The following is a 20,830-nucleotide window of genomic DNA, read 5'->3' as shown; positions in this document are numbered from 1 at the left end:
GGGCGTCGTCACCTAACCTTGCCCCCATGTCCCGCCGCACCGCGACGATGGCGCTGACCGCCGTCCTGCTCGTCGCCCTGGTCGCTCTCGCGTGGTTGGTACCGGTTCCGTATGTCGCGATGAGCCCCGGGCCGACCGAGAACACCCTGGGCAAGTACCACGGAAAGCCGGTCATCACCGTCGAGGGACACCCGACCTACCCCACGAAGGGGCAGCTGGACCTCACCACGGTGGCGGTCACCAGCCCGGACCAGAAGCTGGACCTCGCCGGCCTGGTGGCCGGGTGGCTGGACCCGCGGGTGGCCGTGATTCCCCGCGACTACGTCTATCCGCCGAACCAGACGCCGACGCAGGTGCAGGAACAGAACGCCGAGCAGATGGAGACCTCCCAGCAGGCGGCAGTGGCCGCGGCGCTGCGCCAGACCGGCGACAAGGTGACGTCGGTGGTGCAGGTCAAGGCGGTGGTGGAGAAGTCGCCCGCGGTGGGCCGGCTGAAGGCCGCCGACGTGATCCTCGCCGTCGACGGCACCAAGGTCACCAGCGCCCAGCAGGTGGTGGCGCTCGTGGGCCGGCACCGGCCCGGGGACAAGCTGAGGTTCTCCGTCCGGCGCGGCGGGAAGCCGCGTGAGGTCACCATCACCACCACGAAGTCGCCGACCGACGCCAAGCGCGCGTTCGTGGGAATCCAGCCGTTCGACGGCTTCGCGTTCCCGTTCTCGGTGAAGATCACCCTCGGCCAGGACATCGGCGGGCCGAGCGCGGGCACGATGTTCGCGCTGGCGATCGTCGACAAGCTCACCGCCGGCGACCTGACCGGAGGCCGGCACGTCGCCGGCACCGGCACCATCGACGCGGACGGCAAGGTGGGCCCGATCGGCGGGATCCAGCAGAAGATCGCCGGGGCGAGGGAGGGCGGCGCCACGACGTTCCTGGTCCCGGCGGCGAACTGCCCGGCGGCGGCCGGGGCGTCCACCAAGGACATCCGCCTGGTGCGGATCGCTACACTGCGTGATGCCGTCTCGGCGTTGGAGGCTCTGAACAAGAACCCCAAGGCCACCGTGCCGACCTGTGGCAGGGGCTGACCCGGCCGCCGCGCCGGTCGACCAGGCAGGTGGGAACTCCCCGGCCCTGTCCGAAGTTGCCTCACTGACGGCGGGACGTCCCGTCCGTCCGCTTCGGTGTATCCGCAGTCTCCGCACTTTCGCCGAAGACCCCCGACGAAGACCCAGCCGAAGAACCACCCCGCACCGAGGAACGAGGACCACGTGAGCAGCTTCTCCGCCCCGCGCGATCCGTCCAGGCGAGGCTTCCCCCGGGGCAACGTCCGCACCCGTGCGCTGGTTCCCACGATCGTGGTGCTGGTCGTCCTCATGGCGATCTTCGGGATCTTCACCAACTTCTGGACCGAGCGGCTGTGGTTCGGTGCGGTGAACTACTCCGGGGTCTTCACCACGACGCTGGTCACCAAGATCGGAATGTTCGCCGTCTTCGGCGTGATCCTGGGCGCGGCGGTGTTCGCCAACCTCGCCCTGGCGTACCGCCTGCGGCCCCGCTACCGCGCGATGTCGACCGAGCAGCAGACCCTCGACCGCTACCGCGCCGTGGTCGACCCGCACCGCGGGCTGATCGCGGGAATCGCGGCGCTGCTGCTGGCGCTGATCGCCGGCTCGAGTGCGGCCGGCCGGTGGGAGACGTTCCTGCAGTGGCGCAACTCCACCAGTTTCGGCACCCAGGACCCGCAGTTCGGCCTGGACGTGTCGTTCTTCGTGTTCGGCTATCCGTGGTACCGCTTCCTGATCGGGTTCGGCTTCTCCGTCATCGTCCTGTCGCTGATCGCCGCCCTGGTCGCGCACTACCTCTACGGCGGCGTCCGCCTGCAGACGCAGGGGCAGAAGGCGTCCGCCGCGGCTCAGGCGCACGTGTCGGTGCTGCTCGGACTGTTCGTTCTCCTCAAGGCGGTCGCCTACTGGTTCGACCGATACGGCCTGGTCACCGCCGGGCACCGGATGTCCAACCAGGCGTTCACCGGGCTCACCTACACCGACGCGCACGCGGTCCTGCCTGCCAAGACGGTGTTGACAGTGATCGCGGCGATCTGCGCGCTGCTGTTCTTCGCCAACGTCGTACGCCGCACCTGGCTGCTGCCCGGACTCGGTGTGGGTCTGCTGGTGCTGTCCACGGTGCTGCTCGGCTGGGCGTGGCCGGCGATCATCCAGCAGGTGACCGTACACCCAAACGAGCCGGTCAAGGAGAACAAGTACATCCAGCGCAACATCGACGCCACCAGGCAGGCGTACGGCGTGAACGGCGCGGAGGTGAAGGAGTACACCGCCAAGACGAGCACGACCGCCGGTCAGCTGGCCGACGACGCCGACACCCTGCCGGGCGTACGCCTGATCGACCCCGCGATCGTGGGGGAGACGTTCGAGCAACTGCAGCAGGTGCGCGGCTTCTACACGTTCAACAAGCCGCTGGACGTCGACCGCTACAAGATCGACGGCGAGTCCCGCGACGCGGTGGTGGCGGTGCGCGAGCTGAGCCTGGCGGGCGTTCCGGCCGACCAGCGCAACTGGAACAACGACCACACCGTCTACACCCACGGCTACGGGCTGGTGGGCGCGTACGGCAACCAGCGCACGGCGGAGGGAAGCCCGAAGTGGCTGCAGGGCGGCATCCCGACGCAGGGCGAACTCGGGAAGTACGAGCCGCGCATCTACTTCGGCGAGGAGTCGCCGCCGTACTCCATCGTGGGCGCGCCCAAGGGAGCCAAGCCGGTCGAGCTGGACATCCCCGGTGGCAGCGGTGACGCGAAGACCACCAACACCTACCAGGGCAAGGGCGGGGTGCCGATCGGGTCGTTCGGCAGCCGGCTGCTCTACGCCGCGAAGTTCCAGGACTTCAACATCCTGCTCAACCAGTCCCGGATCAACTCCGCGTCGAAGGTGCTGTACGACCGCGAGCCGCGCGAGCGGGTGCAGAAGGTCGCGCCGTGGCTGAGCCTCGACTCCGACCCGTACCCCGCGGTCGTGGACGGCCGGATCAAGTGGATCATCGACGGCTACACGATGTCTGCCGACTACCCGATGTCCCAGCGGCTGCTGCTGGACGACGCGACCTCGACGTCGCTGACCCGGCAGCCGGCGATCGCGGGCCAGCCCAGCGAACGCCTCAACTACGTACGCAACTCGGTGAAGGCGACGGTCGACGCCTACGACGGCACGGTTTCGCTGTACCAGTGGGACGACAAGGACCCGGTGCTGCGCACCTGGATGAAGGCGTTCCCGGGCACCGTGCAGCCGAAGTCGAAGATGCCCGACGCGCTGTTGGACCACGTGCGCTATCCCGAGGACCTGATGAAGATCCAGCGGGAGATCCTCGCGCAGTACCACGTCACCGACGCCGGGTCCTTCTACCAGGGCACCGAGCGGTGGCGGGTGCCCTCCGACCCGACCCAGCAGGGCGCGAAGCAGCCGGCGTACTACCTGTCGGTGCGGATGCCCGGTGAGGACGGGCCGGCGTTCTCGCTCACCTCGACCTACATCTACTTCAACCGCGAGAACCTCGCCGCGTTCGTGGCCGTCGACGCCGACGCCAGATCGAAGGACTACGGCAAGATCCGGGTGCTTCAGCTCGCGGACAAGACGCAGATCGACGGGCCGAGCCAGATCGCCAACAAACTCAACTCCGACACCCGGGTGGCCGACGCGCTGCTGCCGTTGACCCGAGGCGACAGCCGGGCCACCAAGGGCAACCTGCTCACGTTGCCGGTCGGCGGCGGGCTGCTCTACGTCCAGCCGGTGTACGTCGAGAGCGGCTCCGGCGACGCGTCGTACCCGCTGCTCCGGCTCGTGCTGGCGTCCTTCGGCGGGCAGACAGGTGTGGGCACGACGCTCCAGGAAGCGCTGAACATGGTGTTCCAGGGCGACGCGGGTGCCGACACCGGGGAGAACGCCGGCGACCAGCCGAACCAGCCCGAACAACCGGGCAAACAGCCGAACCAGCCGAACCAGCCGAACCAGCCCTCGGAGACGGTGGCCGCGGCGCTGGCCGAGGCGAGCAAGGCGTTCGACCAGGCTCAGGCCGCCTTGCAGAAGGGCGACCTCAAGGGGTACGCCGACGCGGTGGCGCGGGCGCAGGAGGCGGTGGGCAGGGCGGCGAAGGCCCAGGCGGCCGAGCGCGACCGGGCCGACCAGGCCACCCCGAAGCCGACCCCCAAGGCCACTCCGACCCGGACGCCGACCCCGGCGCCCCGGCCCGGATAGGCGACCCGCAGGCCTCCGCCGCAGGCCGGAGGACGCCCGGGCAAATCCGGGCGAATCCTCCCAGCCTGCGGCGGAGGTGGCCGATTTGCACTCGGCCACCATGACCCGTACTCTTTAACACGTCGCCGCGGGGTGGAGCAGCTCGGTAGCTCGCTGGGCTCATAACCCAGAGGTCGCAGGTTCGAATCCTGCCCCCGCTACCAGGTCAGAGGCCCGGAGGATTTCCTCCGGGCCTCTGTTCGTATGTCCGGTCATACGTCTGTCCATATGCGTCGATGGGGCACTGGCCGGTCGGGCAGACTGAGCGCGTGCTGCTGACCGTCTCGACCACCCACCAGCCGGCGACCGACCTCGGCTACCTCCTGCACAAGCACCCCGACCGCGTGCAGGAGTTCAGGCAGTCGTTCGGCACCGCGACGGTCTTCTACCCCGAGGCCACCACGGAACGCTGCACCGCCGCGCTCCTGCTCGACGTCGACCCGGTGAGGCTGGCCCGGTCCCAGGCGAAGAACGCTCCCGATTTCAGCCTCGCGCAGTACGTCAACGACCGCTCCTACGCCGCGTCGTCGCTGCTGGGGGTGGCGATGGCCGACGTGTTCAGCACCGCCCGGAGCGGTCGATGCGTCTCCCGGCAGGAGCTGGCCGACTCCGCGATCCCGCTCGAGATCGCCGTCCCCGTGCTCCCGTGCCGCGGTGGTGCCGACGTCGCGCACCGGCTCTTCGAGCCGCTCGGGTGGGCCGTCGAGGCCGAGCCGATCCCGCTCGACGAGGCATTCGAGGAGTGGGGCGACTCCCGCTACGTGCGCCTTCGGCTGTCCGCCGTCGTCCGGCTGGCCGCCGCGCTCAACCAGCTGCACGTGCTCCTGCCGGTGCTGGACGAGTCCAAGCACTACTGGCAGGGCCCCGACGAGGTGGACAAGCTGCTGAGGTCGGGGGAGGGCTGGCTCGGTAGCCACCCGGAAGCCACCCTCATCGCCCGCCGCTACCTGGGCCGTCGCAGCGGGCTCACCCGGACCGCGCTCGCCCGGCTGGCCGAGCTCGGCGACGAGGTCGAGGAGGCCGTCGAGCCGCCCGAGGACGAGGACGTCTCGCAGCCGGAGGAGAAGCGCGTCCCGCTGAACGTCCAGCGACATGAGGCGGTCCACCAGGCCCTGCTCGAGGTGGGGGCGAGGACGGTGATCGACCTCGGTTGTGGCCCGGGCCAGTTCCTCGACCGGCTGGTGAAGGACCCGGCGTTCACCCGCGTCGCGGGCAGCGACGTCTCCACCCGCTCCCTTCAGTACGCCGCGCGGAGACTGCGGCTGGACCGGATGAGCGAGCGCCAGGCCGAGCGGGTCGAGCTGTTCCAGAGCGCCCTCACCTACGAGGACGACCGGCTCGCCGGCTTCGACGCCGCCGTCCTGATGGAGGTCGTCGAGCACGTCGACCCGCCCCGCCTGGAGGCGCTCGAACGCGTGGTGTTCGGCGCGGCCGGGCCGGGGGCCGTCATCGTGACGACCCCCAACGCCGAGTACAACGTCCTCTACGAGGGACTTGCCGGCATGCGGCACCCCGACCACCGGTTCGAGTGGACCCGGGTGGAGTTCGCCGAGTGGTCCGGGCGTGTCGCCGCGACGTACGGCTACCACGTCGAGCGGCGAGGCATCGGCGACCTCGACGAGAGGCTCGGCGCTCCGACCCAGCTGGCGATCTTCACCCGGAAGGAGGGCAACGATGACTGACGTGACAGCCGGCAGGCACAAGGTCGCCGTTCCCGCCATGGGACTCGTCGTCCTGGTCGGTGTTTCCGGCAGCGGCAAGTCCACCTTCGCCGGTCGCCACTTCAAGCCCACCGAGGTCGTCTCCAGCGACTTCTGCCGTGGCCTGGTGGCCGACGACGAGAACGACCAGTCGGCCACGCCGGACGCCTTCGACGTACTCCACTACATTGCCGGCACCCGGCTGCGCCGCGGGCTGCTCACCGTTGTCGACGCCACCAACGTCCAGCAGGCGGCTCGTGCAGCCCTGGTCAAGCTCGCCAGAAGCCACGACGTGCTGGTCGACGCGATCGTCCTCGACGTCCCCGAGCAGGTCGCGGTCGAGCGCAACCTGCAGCGCCCCGAACGCGACTTCGGCGCTCACGTCGTCTCCCGCCAGCACCGCGACCTCAAGCGGTCGCTACGGCGGCTGAACAAGGAGGGCTTCCGCCGCGTCCACGTCCTGCGTGGCGCCGAGCAGATCGATGGCGCCGAGATCGTCCGCGAGCGCCCCTGGAACGACCGCACGGACGAGCACGGCCCCTTCGACGTCATCGGGGACGTGCACGGATGCGCGTCCGAGCTTCGCACCCTGCTCGCCGAACTCGGCTGGAAGATCGAGTACGACGGCAGCGCGGCGGTCGACGCCACGCACCCGGAGGGCCGGCAGGCCGTCTTCGTCGGCGACCTCGTCGACCGCGGCCCGGACACCCCGGGCGTACTCCGCCTCGTCATGGGCATGGTCGCGTCCGGCAACGCCCTCTGCGTCTCCGGCAACCACGAGGCCAAGCTCGTCCGTGCCCTCCGGGGCTCCAAGGTGGCCGTCTCCCACGGCCTGGCGGAGTCGCTCGCTCAGCTGGAGGGCGAGCCGGAGGAGTTCCGTGCCCGGGCGTTCGCATTCATGGACGGCCTCGTCAGCCACTACGTCCTCGACGGCGGGAAGCTGGTCGTGGCGCACGCCGGGCTGAAGGAGTCCTACCACGGGCGATCGTCGGGCCGGGTGCGTTCGTTCGCGCTGTACGGCGACACGACCGGCGAGACCGACGAGTACGGCCTGCCCGTCCGCTATCCGTGGGCGCGGGAGTACCGCGGCCAGGCGGTCGTCGTCTACGGCCACACCCCGGTACCGGCGGCGGAGTGGATCAACAACACCATCTGCCTGGACACCGGCGCCGTCTTCGGTGGCGCGCTCACCGCGCTGCGCTACCCCGAGCGCGAGATCGTGTCCGTACCGGCCGAACAGCAGTGGTACGAGCCGGTCCGTCCCCTCGCTCCGGGCACGGCGGACCGCGAGGCGTCGGTCCTTCGGATCGGCGACGTCGCCGGCACCCGCTGGCTGGAAACCACCCACGCCGGCAAGGTCAAGATCCCGGAGGAGAACGCCGCGGCCGCGCTGGAGATCATGAGCCGCTTCGCGGTCGACCCGCGATGGCTGATCTACCTGCCGCCGACCATGTCGCCGGTCGCGACCTCCACGACCGAGGGCTTCCTGGAGCGCCCCGAGCAGGCCTTCGAGGAGTACGCCGGGTGGGGCGTCTCGCGCGTGGTGTGCGAGGAGAAGCACATGGGCTCGCGCGCCGTCGCGATGATCGCGAAGGACGCCGACGCCGCCGAACGGCGCTTCGGCGTGGGGGACGGCACCACCGGCGTGGTCTACACGCGGACCGGTCGGCCGTTCTTCACCGACACCACCGAACTCGTCGACCGGCTGCGCCTCGCGACCCAGCCGCTGTTCGAGTCGCTGACCACGGACTGGCTCGCCCTCGACTGCGAACTCCTGCCCTGGTCGGCCAAGGCGCTCGACCTCATCAAGACGCAGTACGCCTCGGTGGGTGCGGCGGCCCGCACCGTGCTGCCCGAGGCGCTCGCCGTGCTGGAGCAGGCCGCGGCGCGCGGGCTCGACGTCGGTGGCCTCCTCGACCGGTCGCGGCGCCGGCTGGGCAACGCCGAAGCCTTCCGGGACGCGTACGCGGCGTACGTCCGGCCCACCGACGGGCTCGATGGAGTGACCCTCGCGCCGTTCCAGATCCTCGCCTGCGAGGGCCGCGCGCTTGCGCTCGCCGAGTCGCACGGGTGGCACCTCGCCGAGCTCGCGAAGCTGGAGGGCGACCTGATCACGCCGACGCGGCACCGGTTCGTGGACCTCGACTCACCAGACGAACGGGACGCGGCCACCCGCTGGTGGCTGGACCTGACGGCCGACGGGGGAGAGGGCATGGTGGTCAAGCCGGCGCACCTCGTCGAGAGTCGGGTGCAGCCCGGCATCAAGGTCCGTGGCCGGGAGTACCTCCGGATCATCTACGGCCCCGACTACCCCGGCTCCCTCGACGTGCTGCGCGGGCGCCACCTGGGCAAGAAGCGCCAGCTCGCCCAACGTGAGCATGGACTGGGGCTCGAGGCACTGACCGCCTTCGTCGGCCGCGAGCCGCTCTGGAAGGTCCACCAGTCGGTGTTCGCGGTGCTCGCCCTGGAGTCCGAGCCGGTCGACCCCAGGCTGTGACCCGGTGCGTCGTACGCGTAGAACGAAGACGCACGGGACCTTCGCCGCCGGACCGTCCGGCCGGGAGAACTCGTAGCCGAACTCCGCCACGATCGCCTCCGGACCGGTGTCTCGTGGACGACGACGTCGACGACCCGCCTCGCGAGGTCGTCAGCGGCGGCACCTCGGGTGTGGTCATCGGATGCCGTACGTCGGTCTGTTCGGCGTACAGGTCCGGCAGCTCCTCGAAGCGACCGTCGGCGACGCCGTGAACCGGCCGGCCACTCCGCGGGGTCGGGTCGTGGCCACGAGGAACGCGCAGTAGAGCGTGCGGGACAACCTCGGTGCAACCGGCTGGCGCCTGACCGCTGAGCAGGTGAGCCGGCTGGACGTCGCGAGTTCGGTGGACGCGCCCTACCCGCACTTTCCGTACGAAGGACAGGAGGGGTTCGCGCGTCTCAACCCGAGAGCGGTCAAGGGCTGCACGACGCCGCTCGGCGGCGCGATGGGTGGGGTCAGCGAAACGGCGGGCAGCCCGGGTCCGGAGTGGGGCAGGCTAAGCGGATGGTCTCGGTCCTGCTGGACGACATCGGTCTGCTCGTCACCAACGACCCGGAGCGCGACGGTCCGCTCGGTGAACTGCGGAACGCCGCGGTGCTCGTGGAGGGCGGCGTCGTCGGCTGGGTCGGGCCGGCCACCGCGGCACCGGTCGCGGACAGCCGGGTCGGGTGCGGCGGCCGGGCGGTACTGCCCGGCTTCGTGGACAGCCACGCCCACCTGGTGTTCGCGGGCGAGCGGGCGGAGGAGTTCACCGCCCGGATGAGCGGCCGTCCCTACGACGCCGGCGGGATCGGTGTCACCGTGCGCGAAACGAGGGCGGCGCCGGACGAGATCCTGCACGCCCGGGCCGGCACACTGGTGGCGGAGATGCTCGCGGGCGGCACGACGACGGTCGAGATCAAGAGCGGGTACGGCCTCACGGTGCGCGACGAGGCCCGGTCGCTCGCGGTGGCCGCCGCCCTCACCCCCGAGACCACCTACCTCGGCGCGCACGTCGTACCACCGGAGTACGCCGGCCGCCGCGACGACTACATCGACCTCGTACGCGGCGACATGCTGGCGGCCTGCGCACCGGTGGCCCGATGGGTGGACGTCTTCTGCGACCGGGGCGCGTTCGACGCCGACGAGTCCCGCGCGGTGCTCACCGCCGGGAGCGCTGCCGGGCTGTCGCCCCGGCTGCACGCCAACCAGCTCGGGCCCGGCCCCGGCGTGCGCCTGGGCGTCGAGCTCGGCGCCGCCTCGGTGGACCACTGCACGCACCTGACCGCGGAGGACGTGGCCGCGCTGGCCGGTTCGGCGACGGTGGCGACGTTGCTGCCGGGCGCGGAGTTCTCCACCCGCTCGCCCTACCCGGAGGCGCGCCGGCTGCTGGACGCCGGGGCGACCGTGGCGCTGGCCACCGACTGCAACCCGGGTTCGTCGTACACCTCGAGCATGGCGTTCTGCATCGCCCTCGCCGTCCGCGAACTGGGGATGACGCCCGCGGAGGCGGTGTGGGCGGCGACCGCCGGCGGTGCCCGGGCGCTGCGCCGCGACGACGTGGGCGTGCTGCGCCCGGGTGCGCGGGCGGACCTGACGGTGCTCGACGCGCCGTCGTACGTACACCTCGCCTACCGTCCGGGCGTTCCGCTGGTACGCGAGGTGTGGAAGGACGGACGTCCGGCCTCGGGTCACGCGTGGTCGAGGTAGCTCTCGCCGTACTTGTCCAGGAGCGGGCTCAGGTGCACGGTGGTCAGCGCCCGGACGGCCTGCTCCGCTCCGGCCCGCAACGCCCGCTGCGTGGTGGAACCGGACAGGTGCGCATGCAGGAACCCGGCCATGAACGCGTCGCCCGCGCCGTTGGTGTCCACCACCGCGGCCACCGGTGCGGCCGGGATCCGGTGCACCTCATGGCTGTCGTCGACGGCTGTCGCGCCCTGCGCCCCGAGGGTGCACACCGCGAGCCGCGCTCGGTCCGCGACCAGGCTGTGCATGAACGCGAGCGGGTCGTCCAGCCCGTCGGCGTTCATGAAGACGTACGACGCGGCGTCGATGAACGGCCGGTGGAACGCGGCGCTGCCGTCGTAGTCGTGGATGTCGGTCCAGATCGGCACCCCCATCGCGCGTACGACGTCGATCAGGTCCCGTGAGTGCTCGGACAGGTCGAGGACCACGGCGCGGGCGCCGCCAAGCTGCTCCCGCAGGACGGTATCCGGGCAGGCGCCGTCGGGCAGTCCTCGGTCGGCGAATTTCGGCAGGTCGAGGTAGATCGACAGCCGGCCACCCTGCGGGTCCATGAGATTCAGGTGCCGTTCGCTCGCGCCGGGCACCCGGCACACCCGCAGCGGTACGCCGGCCGCGGTCAGCGCGGCCTGGATGCGTTCGGCGTGGACGTCACCACCCACCACGGTGTGCAGGGTCACCGGCCGGCCGAGGTCGACCAGGTGCAGTGCCTTTCCGGCCGAGGTGCCGCCCAGCGTCTCGACGTCGCCGTCGGCGACCACCATGTGCGGGTACGGCGCGGGGAGTTCGGCCACCCGCACGATGTGGTTCCACGAGGCCGGGCCGCACACGACGACATCCGGCCGATGATCGGGCTGCATGGCCCAATGATGGCCCGGTATGTGCCGGCGGTCAGGCCTGGGCGATGTAGTTCTCCAGTTGCGCCCGCTCGAATTCCAGCTCACCGATCCGGGTCTTCACCACGTCGCCGATGCTGACCAGCCCGGCGAGCCTGCCGTCGACGACGACCGGGACGTGGCGTACGCGCTGCTCGGTCATCAACCGCATCAGGGAGTCCACGGTGGCGTTCGGCGCGCAGGTGTGCACCTCGCTGGTCATGATCGTGGACACCGGCTGGTCGAGGAGCCGGGACGGATCGGAGAGGTGCCGGACGATGTCGCGCTCGGAGACGATGCCGGTGATCGTGGCACCGTCCTCGCTGACCACGACCGCGCCGATGTTGGCACTGTCCAGCAGCTGAAGGAGATCTCGTACGGCGGCGTCCGGTCTGATCGTCACGACCTTGGGGCCCTTGCCGCGCAGCACGTCGCTGATCCGCATCACCGGCTCCCTTCGTGCCCTGCCGGTCCGACCTGCGGCCAGCACCGGCCAACTTTCTGTGTTGGGCACGCTAGCCCGGACCGGGCCGCAAAGAAATCCCCCGCGATGGCGTATGCGCGTAATTACCGGGAAGTCCGCCGGCCCGTGCGGGGGAGGGTTCGCCGCCGACACCGGCGAGTGCAGTCTTGGCGGTCACCCGATCATCGGCGCGCCGATCACCTCACTGGTCCCGCGATCAGGACTCGGTGACCGCGCGCTCGGTGATCGCCGGGTCAGTCCTTCTGGTCTTTCTGGTCGCCGACCAGACCGAGGACCTCGTCGTGCAGCAGGCCGTTGGTGGCGACCGCGCCGGCGCCGTACGGTCCGGGGGTGCCGTCCAGGGAGGTGAAGCGCCCACCGGCCTCGTCCACGATGACACTCAGCGCGGCCATGTCGTGCAACTCGAGCTCAGGTTCGCAGGCGATGTCGACGCTGCCCTCCGCCACGAGCATGTACGACCAGAAGTCGCCGAACGCGCGGGTGCGCCCGCAGCTTTCGAGCAGGCGCCCGAACCCGGCGCCGCGTCCGGCGTCGATCCATTCACCAGGACCGGAGTACGACAGGAAGGCCTCGGGCAGCGTGGCCACCTTCGACACCCGGCACTGCTGTGCCAGCCGCATGCTGCGCCCGGCGTGCGCGCCGTCGCCCTTCGAGGCCCACCAGCGCCGGCCGAGGGCGGGAGCCGACACGATCCCGACGGTGATCTCCTCCTCGACGGAGAGGGCGATCAGAGTGGCCCACACCGGCACGCCGCGGACGTAGTTGGCGGTGCCGTCGATCGGGTCGACGATCCATCGGCGGGCGCTCCAGCCGCTGCGGCCCATCTCCTCGCCCTGGATGCTGTCACGGGGGCGGGCCCGGCCGAGTGTGCGGCGGACGGCCTCCTCCACGGCGGTGTCGGCCTCGCTCACCGGAGTCTCGTCGGCTTTCGTCGACACCTGCAGGTCAAGCGCACGGAAGCGGCTCATCGTGAGCGCGTCTGCGTCGTCGGCAATCATGTGGGCGAGCCGCAGATCTTCGGTGTGCGTCGAGGCCATGGGGACACGGTAGTGGGCGCGCGATGATCGCACATTTCGACCCGCTGATCGAACCACCGGTGGGCCTTGGGCGTGTGAGTAGGAAACCACCGTCGGCCACGCCGCGTACCGACAGGACAGGCACCACGCGGGCGGTGACGTGGATGCAGTACGACCCCGGGAGGGTGGCATGTTCGATCGGGCCTTCGGACTTCCGCTGCACGTTCTCGTCAACCACCTGGTCGTGGTGTTCGTCCCGCTCGCGGTGCTCGCCGCCCTGGTGTACGCGCTGGTTCCGCGGTGGCGCCGGCTGCTGAGGTGGCCGGTGCTCGCCGGTGCGGCGGTGTCCCTGGTGGCCGCGTTCGTCACCGTGCAGAGCGGCTACGCGTTGTACGACCGGCTGGGCAAGCCGGCCGAAGTCGAACTGCACGAACACCGCGCCCAGCTGCTGGGATGGCTGGTGCTGGCGTTCTTCTGCTGGTGCGTGGTCTCGGCGTTCGTTCTCGGCGGCCCGGGCGCGCCGACTCCACGCTGGGAGGCGGGCCGGCGTCGTGCCGCCGGGATCGCCCGGCCGGTCCGGATCGTGGTCGCGGTCGTCCTCGTCGGCATCTCGGTGGCGACCGGGATCCAGGTCATCCTCGCCGGTGACGCGGGTGCGCGCGCGGTGTGGGGCGGCGGCGGATGACAGACGGCCGGCCAGGGACGTGCGGTGCGACTAGTCGCCCGCGTGGAACTCGCGGGAGTCCAGCAAGCGGCGGTACGACTCCACCCGGGCAGGGTCCAGTCGGCCGTCGGCCACCGCCTCGTCCAGGGCACACTCCGGCTCGGTCCGCTGGTGGGTGCAGCCGCGGGGGCATTCCTCGGCCACGTCGTCCAGGTCACCGAAGGCGCCGATCAGCCGGTGCGGGTCGACGTGTGCCAGCCCGAACGACCGGATGCCGGGCGTGTCCACGATCCAGCCGCCGAACGGCAGCGCCAGCATCACCGCCTGCGTCGAGGTGTGCCGGCCCCGGCCAGTGACGTCGCTGACCTCGCCGGTCGCCCGGTGTGCGTCCGGGATCAACGTGTTGACCAGCGTCGACTTGCCCACCCCGGAGTGCCCCACCAGCACGCTCACCCGGTCCGTGAGCCGCTCCCGGACAAGGTCGCCGAGTTCCTCGTCGTGCCGGGTCACCACCGAGGGGACGCCGAGCGGGCGGTAGATGTCGAGCAGGTCGTCGGGTGAGGCCAGGTCGGCCTTGGTGAGGCACAGCAGCGGTTCGACGTCGGCGTCGTAGGCCGCGACCAGGCACCGGTCGATCAGCCGTGGCCTTGGTGGGGGGTCGGCCAGCGCGGTGACGATCACCAGCTGGTCGGCGTTGGCGACGATGGGGCGTTCGATCGGATCGTCGTCGTCGGCGGTACGCCGGAGGACGGTGGTTCGCTCCTCCACCTCCACGATCCGGGCCAGCGTGCCCGGGTCTCCGGTGACGTCGCCGACCAGGCGCACCCGGTCGCCGACGATGACGCTGGTCCGGCCGAGCGTTCGGGCCCGCATGGCGATCACCTGGCGGGCACCGGCATCCCCACCGTCCCGCCTGTCCCCGTCGGCCGCCTCCACCCGGCAGGTGTAGCGGCCGCGGTCACGGGTGACGACCACGGCCGTGGTGGCGCCGGCGTAGTTCGGGCGCTGCTTGGTGCGGGGGCGGGTACGCCGGGCGGGCCTGCCGTAGCTCTCGTGGTCGTCGACCTCGAACCGGCGCTGCCGCGAACTCACGCAGCCGCCTCCGGGCCGAGCATGGCTGCCCACATCGCCGGGAAGTCCGGCAGGGTCTTGCCGGTGGTGGCGATGTCCTCGACGCGCAGGTCGGGAACGACCAGTCCGAGCACGGCGGCCGCGTGCGCCATCCGGTGGTCGTGGTAGGTGCGGAACTCTCCGCCGCGCAGGGGGCGCGGCGAGATCTCCAGGCCGTCCTCGGTGTCGCGTACGGCGCCGCCGAGCCGGTTGAGCTCGGTCGCCAGGGCGGCCAGCCGGTCGGTCTCGTGGCCGCGGATGTGCGCGATCCCGCGCAGCCGTGACGGCCCGGTGGCCAGCGCCGCCACGGCGGCCACCACCGGGGTCAGTTCGCTCACGTCGTGCAGGTCGAGGTCGACGCCGGTGATCGTGTCCGGGCCGCGCAGGGTGAGCCCTTCGCTGTCCAGGCGTACGTGGGCACCCATCAGGGTGAAGATCTCCCGGATTGCGTCACCGGCCTGCTCGGTGGTCTCGGGCCAGCCGAGGACGCGGATCCGGCCGCCGGTGACCATGGCCGCGGCGAGGAAGGGGGCGGCGTTGGACAGGTCGGGTTCCACCTCGGTGTCGTACGCCCGGACCGGACCCGGCGCCACCCGCCAGGTGTGGGCATCGCTGTCGTCGACGGCCACGCCGCGTTCGCGCAGCATCGCCACCGTCAGGTCGATGTGGGGGAGTGAGGGCACCGGCTTGCCGACGTGGTGCACCGTCACGCCGGCGTCGTAGCGAGCGCCGGCCAGCAGCAAAGCCGAGACGAACTGGCTGGACGCCGAGGCGTCGATCTCTACGCTTCCACCCGGCATCGCGCCGGATCCGCGCACGGTGAACGGCAACGCGTTGCGGCCGGCGTCGTCGACGGTGCCGCCGAGGGCGCGCAGCGCGGACAGGATCGGGCCCATCGGGCGTTCCCGCGCCCGCGGGTCACCGTCGAAGGAGATGTCGCCGCGGGCGAGCACCGCGACCGGCGGGACGAAGCGCATGACCGTTCCGGCCAGCCCGCAGTCGACCCGGCCCGGACCGCGCAACGGCTCGGGCGAGACGTTCCATCCCTGCGGCGTCTCCTGGATCCCGGTGCCGAGCGTGCGCAGGGCCCCGGCCATCAGGGCGGTGTCCCGGGCCCGCAGCGGGCGCCGGACCGCGGAGGGTCCGTCGGCGAGGGCGGCGAGCAGCAGCGCGCGGTTGGTGATCGACTTCGACCCGGGGATACGGACGTCGGCATCCACCGCGGCGGCGGCGCGCGGCGCGGTCCACAGGTCGCTGGCGAGACTTCCCATCGAACGCCGAGCGTAGCCGACCGGCCGGGCTGCGTATGGCGCCGCGTCACGCCGCGGCGGAACGCTCACAGCCCGCGCGGGTGAGCACGACCTGGCCGGAAGATCACCTCCCGGTCGAGGAGATCGCCGTGGTCCGATCCGACCACAGCCCCCGGGCCAGCGTGTCCGCCGCCCGCTCGGCCGCCGTCCGGTCCGAGGTGGACGTCTGTCCCGGGCAGCCGGCAGCGAGCAGGAACGCGACGACCACCGTCGCCACGAATGTCCCGCTTCGCGGTGTCCTCCTTCGGGGGTCGGCCCGGGCGGCCGGACCCGGGACCCCTTGGGTCAACTGCCGGGCGGTCCCGAAGCACCGCCCGTCGGCAGGTGATCGACTTCAGGAGCGACCTCCGACAACGGCCGCAGGTTTCGTATCCCGTTGGACAGGCTGGCCACCACCGCGGCGACCGCGAGGATCCCGGCGAACACGAGGAACCCGCCGCGACCGCCCCACCACGCGACGACGAGCCCACCGAGCAACGGCGCGAGTGGCTGCAGGCACTGGGCGAGCAGGCCGATCGCGCTGTCCACCCGGCCCTGCATCCGGTCGGGCGTGACCGCGATCTGGTAGCCGACCAGCGCCGCGTTGAGGGTGGGTGCGGGCAGGATCGCGAGCGCCAGCAGCGCCGCCACCGGATAGCTGCCCGGCACGAACGCCGCCGCGGCGACCAGGCCTGCGACGACCCACAGGAAGCCGACGATGAGGGCCTGGACGCGGATCCGCGGCTGTAGCCACGGCGCGGCCAGCGCGCCGAGCAGACCGCCGACCATGATCGCCGACTGCACCGCGCCGACCGCCGCGGGCGGTGTCCCGCGTTGCAGCAGCACCACCACGAGGACGAACAACACTCCCGAGAACGCCGCGTTCGCCAACGGCGCCAGCACCAGCACCGCCCGCAGGAACGGCTCACCGACGACGAACCGCAACCCCGACCAGACCGCCCGGCCGAGCGGTTCGGGCCGATCCGGGTGCTCGGGTTGGTCCGGGTGCTCGTCCCGCAGCGGTCGCCGGATCAGCCACACTGCGATCAGCGAGACGACGTAGGAGATCGCGTCGGCGAGGAACGGCGCCCAGCGGGCGACCGCGAACAACGCTCCACCCAGCGGAGGGCCGGCCAACTCGGCCGCGTAGCCGCGGGCCTCGTTGCGTGCCGCGGCGGTCGGCAGTTGCCCGGCCGGAACGATGTGGCGCACCGCGGCCGTCTGCGCCGGGCCGAACAACGCGCCGGCTCCGCCCTCCACCACCGCCACCACGAGGATGAGCGGCAGGGACGCCCGGCTGCCGATGATCGCGGCCACCAGCCCCACGGCCGCGCACGCCCGCAGTGCCTCGCAGCCGATCAGGACGCGGCGCCGGTTCCAGCGGTCCACCAGCGCACCGGCCGGCAGGCCGAAGAGGGTGCCGGCCGCCATCCGTACTGTTCCCACCAGCCCGGCCTGGACCGGCGAGCCGGTCAGTGCCAGGACCAGTAGGGGGTACGCCAGACCGGCGGCGCCGGAGCCGAGCTCGGAACAGGCCTGGCCGACCCACAGCCGCCGGAAGTCGCGGTTGCGGTGCAGTGGAAGCGGAGGATCGGCCGGCGCCGCGGCGGTCCGCCCCGCGCCGGCGCCCTGCTCGGTCCGCTCGGCGTCGTCGGTCGTGTCGCTGGTCATCCCGCCCCCTCGGAGCACTCCACGCCGACACCGGCGCGACGGCCAGATGTGAAGGTAATGCTTCATATCTGGTCCGGGCAAGGTCGTTTCACCGGAGCTTGGTGGTCGGTGTGGTCGGTGTGGTCCGTGCGGCAGCCGGGAGCTCGCCGTCCTAGTCCACGATCGGCACCACGAGCAGGGACGTCCGAACCCGCCGGGTTCCCTCACGCCGGCGCCGGCCCAGCCGCTGGAACGGCTCCGCGGCCGCGTGCAGCGCGGTGAGGAGTTGTTCGGTCTCGGCCGCGGTGAGGTACGCCGTGCCGGTGTCCAGCCCGACCTTGCCCCGCCACTCGGCCGGCAGCGTGGACTCACCGGCGACGTACGCGTCGAGTTCGGCGCGCTGGGTGTCCAACAGCGCGCCGCTGAGCAGGGTGACCGCCGCCTGCTGTGCGCGGGTGGCGAGGGAGGAGACGTTCAGCGCCTTGGCGGCCGCCCGCCAGGGCCGGGACCGTCCGTCCGTGGCGGCGGCGGACTCGTCGCGTTCGACGATGCCGAGGTCGGCGAGGGCGCGCAGGTGGTAGCTCATCGCGCTCGGAGTCAGCCCGGTGAGCTCGGCCAGTTCGGTTGACGTGGCCACCCGCCCGCCGTACAGCTCGTCGATCACGGTCAAGCGCGCCGGGTGACTGAGTGCCCGGATGGCGCGCGGGTCCTCGAGAGTGATCTGGGAACGGCGACGTCTGCCCGGGCGACGTCGGGGAGACGCACGGCCTGAAGAAGTGCTGCCAGCCATGACCCGACCCTAGGCGTCACTACGTCGGAGCGCGGCGGCAGAACCCAAGCGGCGCCGACCGGACGACGGACAGGATCCACCGACCGGCCGGCGTCGGAAGGTCGCTCGGCCTCGCTCGGGTCAGCTACCGATACCGGCCTTCGCCAGCACCGGCTTGGCCGCGTGTGTGGCGCCCGAGCCCAGGGCCTTCGCGGCCTTGCCGGCGCGCTTCGCGTCGCGCTTGGCGTCGCGGGTGATCCGGGCCGGCTTGGACGCCTTGGAGGCCATGGCCGCGAGCTTCGCCTCCTGGCGGGCGAAGAGCTTGGCGAGCTTGGCCTCCTGCCGGGCGGTCCGGGCGGCGTACTTCGCCTCCCGGCGGGCGCCGCGGGTCATCCGCTTCGTCGCCGCGCGGGTGTGCTCGGCGCTGTGGCTGGCCCGCCAGGCCAGGCCCGGCTTGCCCTCGGTGTCCACCGCGGCGAGGAGCAGTCCGCCGAAGATGCTGAGGTTCTTCAGGAAGTGGACCTGCTGCTGGCCGCGCGACTCCGCGTCGTCCTCCTGCCAGAACGCATGGCCGGCGTACGTCGTCGGCAGCACCGAAACGGCGAGCGCGAGCGCGCCCCAGCGGCGGCCGACACCGGTGGCGAGCGCGAGCCCGCCGACGACCTGGACGGCGCCGTTGATCCGGACGAGCGTGCGCGGGTCCTCGGGGATCCGGTCGGCGACCACGGGCGGGGCCACCCGCTTGGCGGCCGGGACCAGCTGGTCGGTGACCGACTTGGCGCTGGGCACCAGGGGGTCGGGGTTGCGGATCGCGCGGACCCCGTGGACCACGAAGGTCGACGCGAGCATCGGACGAGCGAGCATTCGTACGAGCGTCATGAGATCTTCATACCGCGTCCGGGGGTGGTCCGAACATCCCGGCTCCCTCCGGCCGTGCACTCGCTGACCGAATCCGGGCGGCCGACCACACAGAGGGGCGCTCGCGCCCGGGTGCCGCGCCGGTCGGCACGGCACCCGGACCCGAACCCGAACCCGGGCCCCGACCGGCTCAGGGAGCCAGGCGGTGCAGGTCACGTGGGAAGAGCGTCACCTGCCGGATGTTCTCCGCGCCGACCAGCCGGGCGACGAACCTCTCCAGCCCGAACGCGAACCCGCCGTGCGGCGGCATGCCGTACCTGAACGTCTCGAGGTACGTCGCGTACGGCTCCGCCGGCTGCCCCGCGGCCTCCAGCGCGGCGAGGTAGTCGGCGTACCGGTGCAGCCGCTGCCCGCCGGTGACGAGCTCGACCCCGCGGAACAGCAGGTCGAAGGAGTTCGACCAGCGCGGGTCGTCCGGCTGCGGGTGCGTGTAGAACGGCCGCTTGCTCATCGGGTAGCCGACGACGAACACGAAGTCGCTGCCGTGCTCGCGCAGCGCCCATTCACCGATGGCGCGTTCGTGCGCGGGCGCGAGGTCCGACTCGTCCGGGTCGGCGCCCACCAGCGCCAGCGCGTCGGCGAAGTGCAGCTCGGGCACCCGCGGCGGCAGCTTGGGCAGCTCCACGCCGAGCCGGTCCAGCGCGGCCGGGGCCCGCTCGCCGACCGCCGCCAGCATCCCGCCGACGACCGAGGAGACGACCTCCATGACGTCGCGGTGGTCCCGGACGAAGCCGAACTCCGCGTCCAGTGAGACGTACTCCGCCAGGTGGCGCACCGTGTCGTGCGGCTCGGCCCGGAACACCGGCCCCACCTCGAAGACCCGCTCGAACACCCCCACCATCGTCTGCTTGTAGAACTGCGGCGACTGGGCGAGGTAGGCGGGCCGGCCGAAGTAGTCGAGGCGGAAGACGTTCGCCCCGCTCTCGGTGGCCGACGCCACGATCTTCGGCGTCTGGATCTCGGTGAACGCCAACCCGGTCAGCGTTTCCCGGAACCCCGCGACCGCGGCCGCGGCCAGCTCGAACGGCGCCCGCAGCAGCGGGTGCCGCAACGTGACCGGGGCATGGTCGAGCAACGTGGGCAGGCCGGCGTTGACAGCCGGGCGCCACAGCTCGATCGGCGGGGTGGGTACGGGGTCGGTGAGAAGTGTGAAGGTCGGTTCGCCGACCTCGACCCCTCCTGGTGCCTGCGGGTTGGCCACGGCCTTCCCGGTCACCTCGACGACTGTCTCCTCGGCGTACTCCTCGATGCGTTCCATGGTGGCCGGGTCGCGCACGACGACCTGGGCCAGCCCGGAGCGGTCACGGAGTACGACGAACGTGACGGACGCGAGGCGCCGGCGGCGGTGGACCCAGCCCGCGAGCCGGACGTCCTCACCGGCCCGGGCGGGCAGCTCGGCGGCGAGAGTACGGACACCTGTCTGCTCGAGGCTCTGCTCGGAGGTCTGCTCGAGGGCATGGACAGGTCGCTGCATGGTGGTCACCTCCCACGGGTGCGGGACCCCCAGGTCTGCTCGGCAGTCGGTCTGGGCGGTCCCTGCCTGGTTGCGTCCCCTGGGGTGTGGGCGAGGGGGACTCGCGGTGCCACCACACCTTCGCCGCCGATCCCGCGAAGGCGGGGCCGACGGCCTCGTTCGGGCCCGTTGACGGGGGCCGGTCGGCGGGGCTTACAGGCCGGGTGAGCGGCGTTCTTCCCCGCGGCTCGGGAGTGTCTTCGCGCCGGGGTCGGAGGCCGCCTTCTCAGCTACCGGTCGGCTCTCTGGGCTCCGGGGTGCCCCGCGCTACTTGTCTCCGTCG

General features: G+C 71.8%; 16 protein-coding genes and 1 tRNA gene. 7 read left to right on the top strand and 10 right to left on the bottom strand.

The window, feature by feature from the left end; genetic code table 11:
- Nucleotides 1–26: 26 nt before the first annotated feature.
- From ABZV93_RS18845 to hutI, 6 genes are all read left to right on the top strand, one after another.
- Entirely contained in the window at nt 27–1,082 is a 1,056-nt protein-coding gene (locus ABZV93_RS18845) for a PDZ domain-containing protein (protein WP_354937503.1), read from the top strand.
- Between the two features lie 183 nt (nt 1,083–1,265).
- Nucleotides 1,266–4,262 (top strand): UPF0182 family protein, encoded by a 2,997-nt coding sequence (locus ABZV93_RS18840; protein WP_354937500.1) that lies wholly within the window; start codon nt 1,266–1,268, stop codon nt 4,260–4,262.
- A 126-nt stretch (nt 4,263–4,388) separates the two neighbouring features.
- Nucleotides 4,389–4,465 (top strand) — tRNA-Met (locus tag ABZV93_RS18835).
- 105 nt (nt 4,466–4,570) lie between these two features.
- Nucleotides 4,571–5,983, top strand: coding sequence for a 3' terminal RNA ribose 2'-O-methyltransferase Hen1 (locus tag ABZV93_RS18830; RefSeq protein WP_354937497.1), 1,413 nt, complete (start codon nt 4,571–4,573; stop codon nt 5,981–5,983).
- On the top strand, nt 5,976–8,498 hold the full coding sequence (locus ABZV93_RS18825) for a polynucleotide kinase-phosphatase (RefSeq protein WP_354937494.1): 2,523 nt from the start codon (nt 5,976–5,978) through the stop codon (nt 8,496–8,498). The genes ABZV93_RS18830 and ABZV93_RS18825 overlap by 8 nt, the downstream gene beginning before the upstream one ends.
- 543 nt (nt 8,499–9,041) lie before the next feature.
- Nucleotides 9,042–10,226: an imidazolonepropionase gene (gene hutI, locus ABZV93_RS18820; protein ID WP_354937491.1), complete on the top strand. Its 1,185-nt coding sequence runs from the start codon at nt 9,042–9,044 to the stop codon at nt 10,224–10,226.
- Here the strand turns inward: hutI and ABZV93_RS18815 are convergent.
- The 3 genes from ABZV93_RS18815 to ABZV93_RS18805 all read right to left on the bottom strand — a co-directional run bounded on the left by ABZV93_RS18815 (nt 10,208) and on the right by ABZV93_RS18805 (nt 12,655).
- The gene (locus tag ABZV93_RS18815) at nt 10,208–11,119 is read right to left on the bottom strand and encodes a carbohydrate kinase family protein (RefSeq protein ID WP_354937488.1); all 912 of its coding nucleotides are present in this window, start codon (nt 11,117–11,119) and stop codon (nt 10,208–10,210) included. The two genes, hutI and ABZV93_RS18815, sit on opposite strands and share 19 nt — an antisense overlap.
- 31 nt (nt 11,120–11,150) lie before the next feature.
- The gene (locus tag ABZV93_RS18810) at nt 11,151–11,579 is read right to left on the bottom strand and encodes a CBS domain-containing protein (protein WP_354937485.1); all 429 of its coding nucleotides are present in this window, start codon (nt 11,577–11,579) and stop codon (nt 11,151–11,153) included.
- 272 nt (nt 11,580–11,851) lie between these two features.
- Complete coding sequence (locus ABZV93_RS18805; protein ID WP_354937482.1) at nt 11,852–12,655, bottom strand: inositol monophosphatase family protein; 804 nt, start codon at nt 12,653–12,655, stop codon at nt 11,852–11,854.
- 169 nt (nt 12,656–12,824) lie between these two features.
- On the opposite strand from ABZV93_RS18805, the gene ABZV93_RS18800 reads away from it, so the two are divergent.
- Complete coding sequence (locus ABZV93_RS18800) at nt 12,825–13,319, top strand: DUF2231 domain-containing protein (RefSeq protein ID WP_354937479.1); 495 nt, start codon at nt 12,825–12,827, stop codon at nt 13,317–13,319.
- Nucleotides 13,320–13,349: 30 nt separating this feature from the next.
- On the opposite strand, the gene rsgA is transcribed toward ABZV93_RS18800, so the two are convergent.
- From rsgA to aspS, 7 genes are all read right to left on the bottom strand, one after another.
- A complete protein-coding gene (gene rsgA / locus ABZV93_RS18795; RefSeq protein ID WP_354937477.1) occupies nt 13,350–14,390 on the bottom strand; it encodes a ribosome small subunit-dependent GTPase A in 1,041 nt (346 codons plus the stop codon).
- On the bottom strand, nt 14,387–15,679 hold the full coding sequence (gene aroA / locus ABZV93_RS18790) for a 3-phosphoshikimate 1-carboxyvinyltransferase (protein WP_354937474.1): 1,293 nt from the start codon (nt 15,677–15,679) through the stop codon (nt 14,387–14,389). Before aroA ends, rsgA begins: the two co-directional genes overlap by 4 nt.
- A gap of 103 nt (nt 15,680–15,782) precedes the next feature.
- Complete coding sequence (locus tag ABZV93_RS18785; RefSeq protein ID WP_354937471.1) at nt 15,783–15,935, bottom strand: hypothetical protein; 153 nt, start codon at nt 15,933–15,935, stop codon at nt 15,783–15,785.
- A gap of 68 nt (nt 15,936–16,003) precedes the next feature.
- Entirely contained in the window at nt 16,004–17,368 is a 1,365-nt protein-coding gene (locus ABZV93_RS18780) for an MFS transporter (RefSeq protein ID WP_354937468.1), read from the bottom strand.
- A gap of 151 nt (nt 17,369–17,519) precedes the next feature.
- On the bottom strand, nt 17,520–18,137 hold the full coding sequence (locus ABZV93_RS18775; protein ID WP_354937465.1) for a helix-turn-helix domain-containing protein: 618 nt from the start codon (nt 18,135–18,137) through the stop codon (nt 17,520–17,522).
- Between the two features lie 120 nt (nt 18,138–18,257).
- Nucleotides 18,258–18,995, bottom strand: coding sequence for a DoxX family protein (locus tag ABZV93_RS18770; protein ID WP_354937462.1), 738 nt, complete (start codon nt 18,993–18,995; stop codon nt 18,258–18,260).
- A gap of 169 nt (nt 18,996–19,164) precedes the next feature.
- On the bottom strand, nt 19,165–20,508 hold the full coding sequence (aspS, locus tag ABZV93_RS18765) for an aspartate--tRNA(Asn) ligase (protein WP_354937460.1): 1,344 nt from the start codon (nt 20,506–20,508) through the stop codon (nt 19,165–19,167).
- Nucleotides 20,509–20,830 lie beyond the last annotated feature (322 nt).

It is taken from the genome of Actinopolymorpha sp. NPDC004070 (assembly GCF_040610475.1).
Lineage (GTDB): Bacteria > Actinomycetota > Actinomycetes > Propionibacteriales > Actinopolymorphaceae > Actinopolymorpha.
This window is presented reverse-complemented; position numbering and strand designations above follow the sequence as displayed.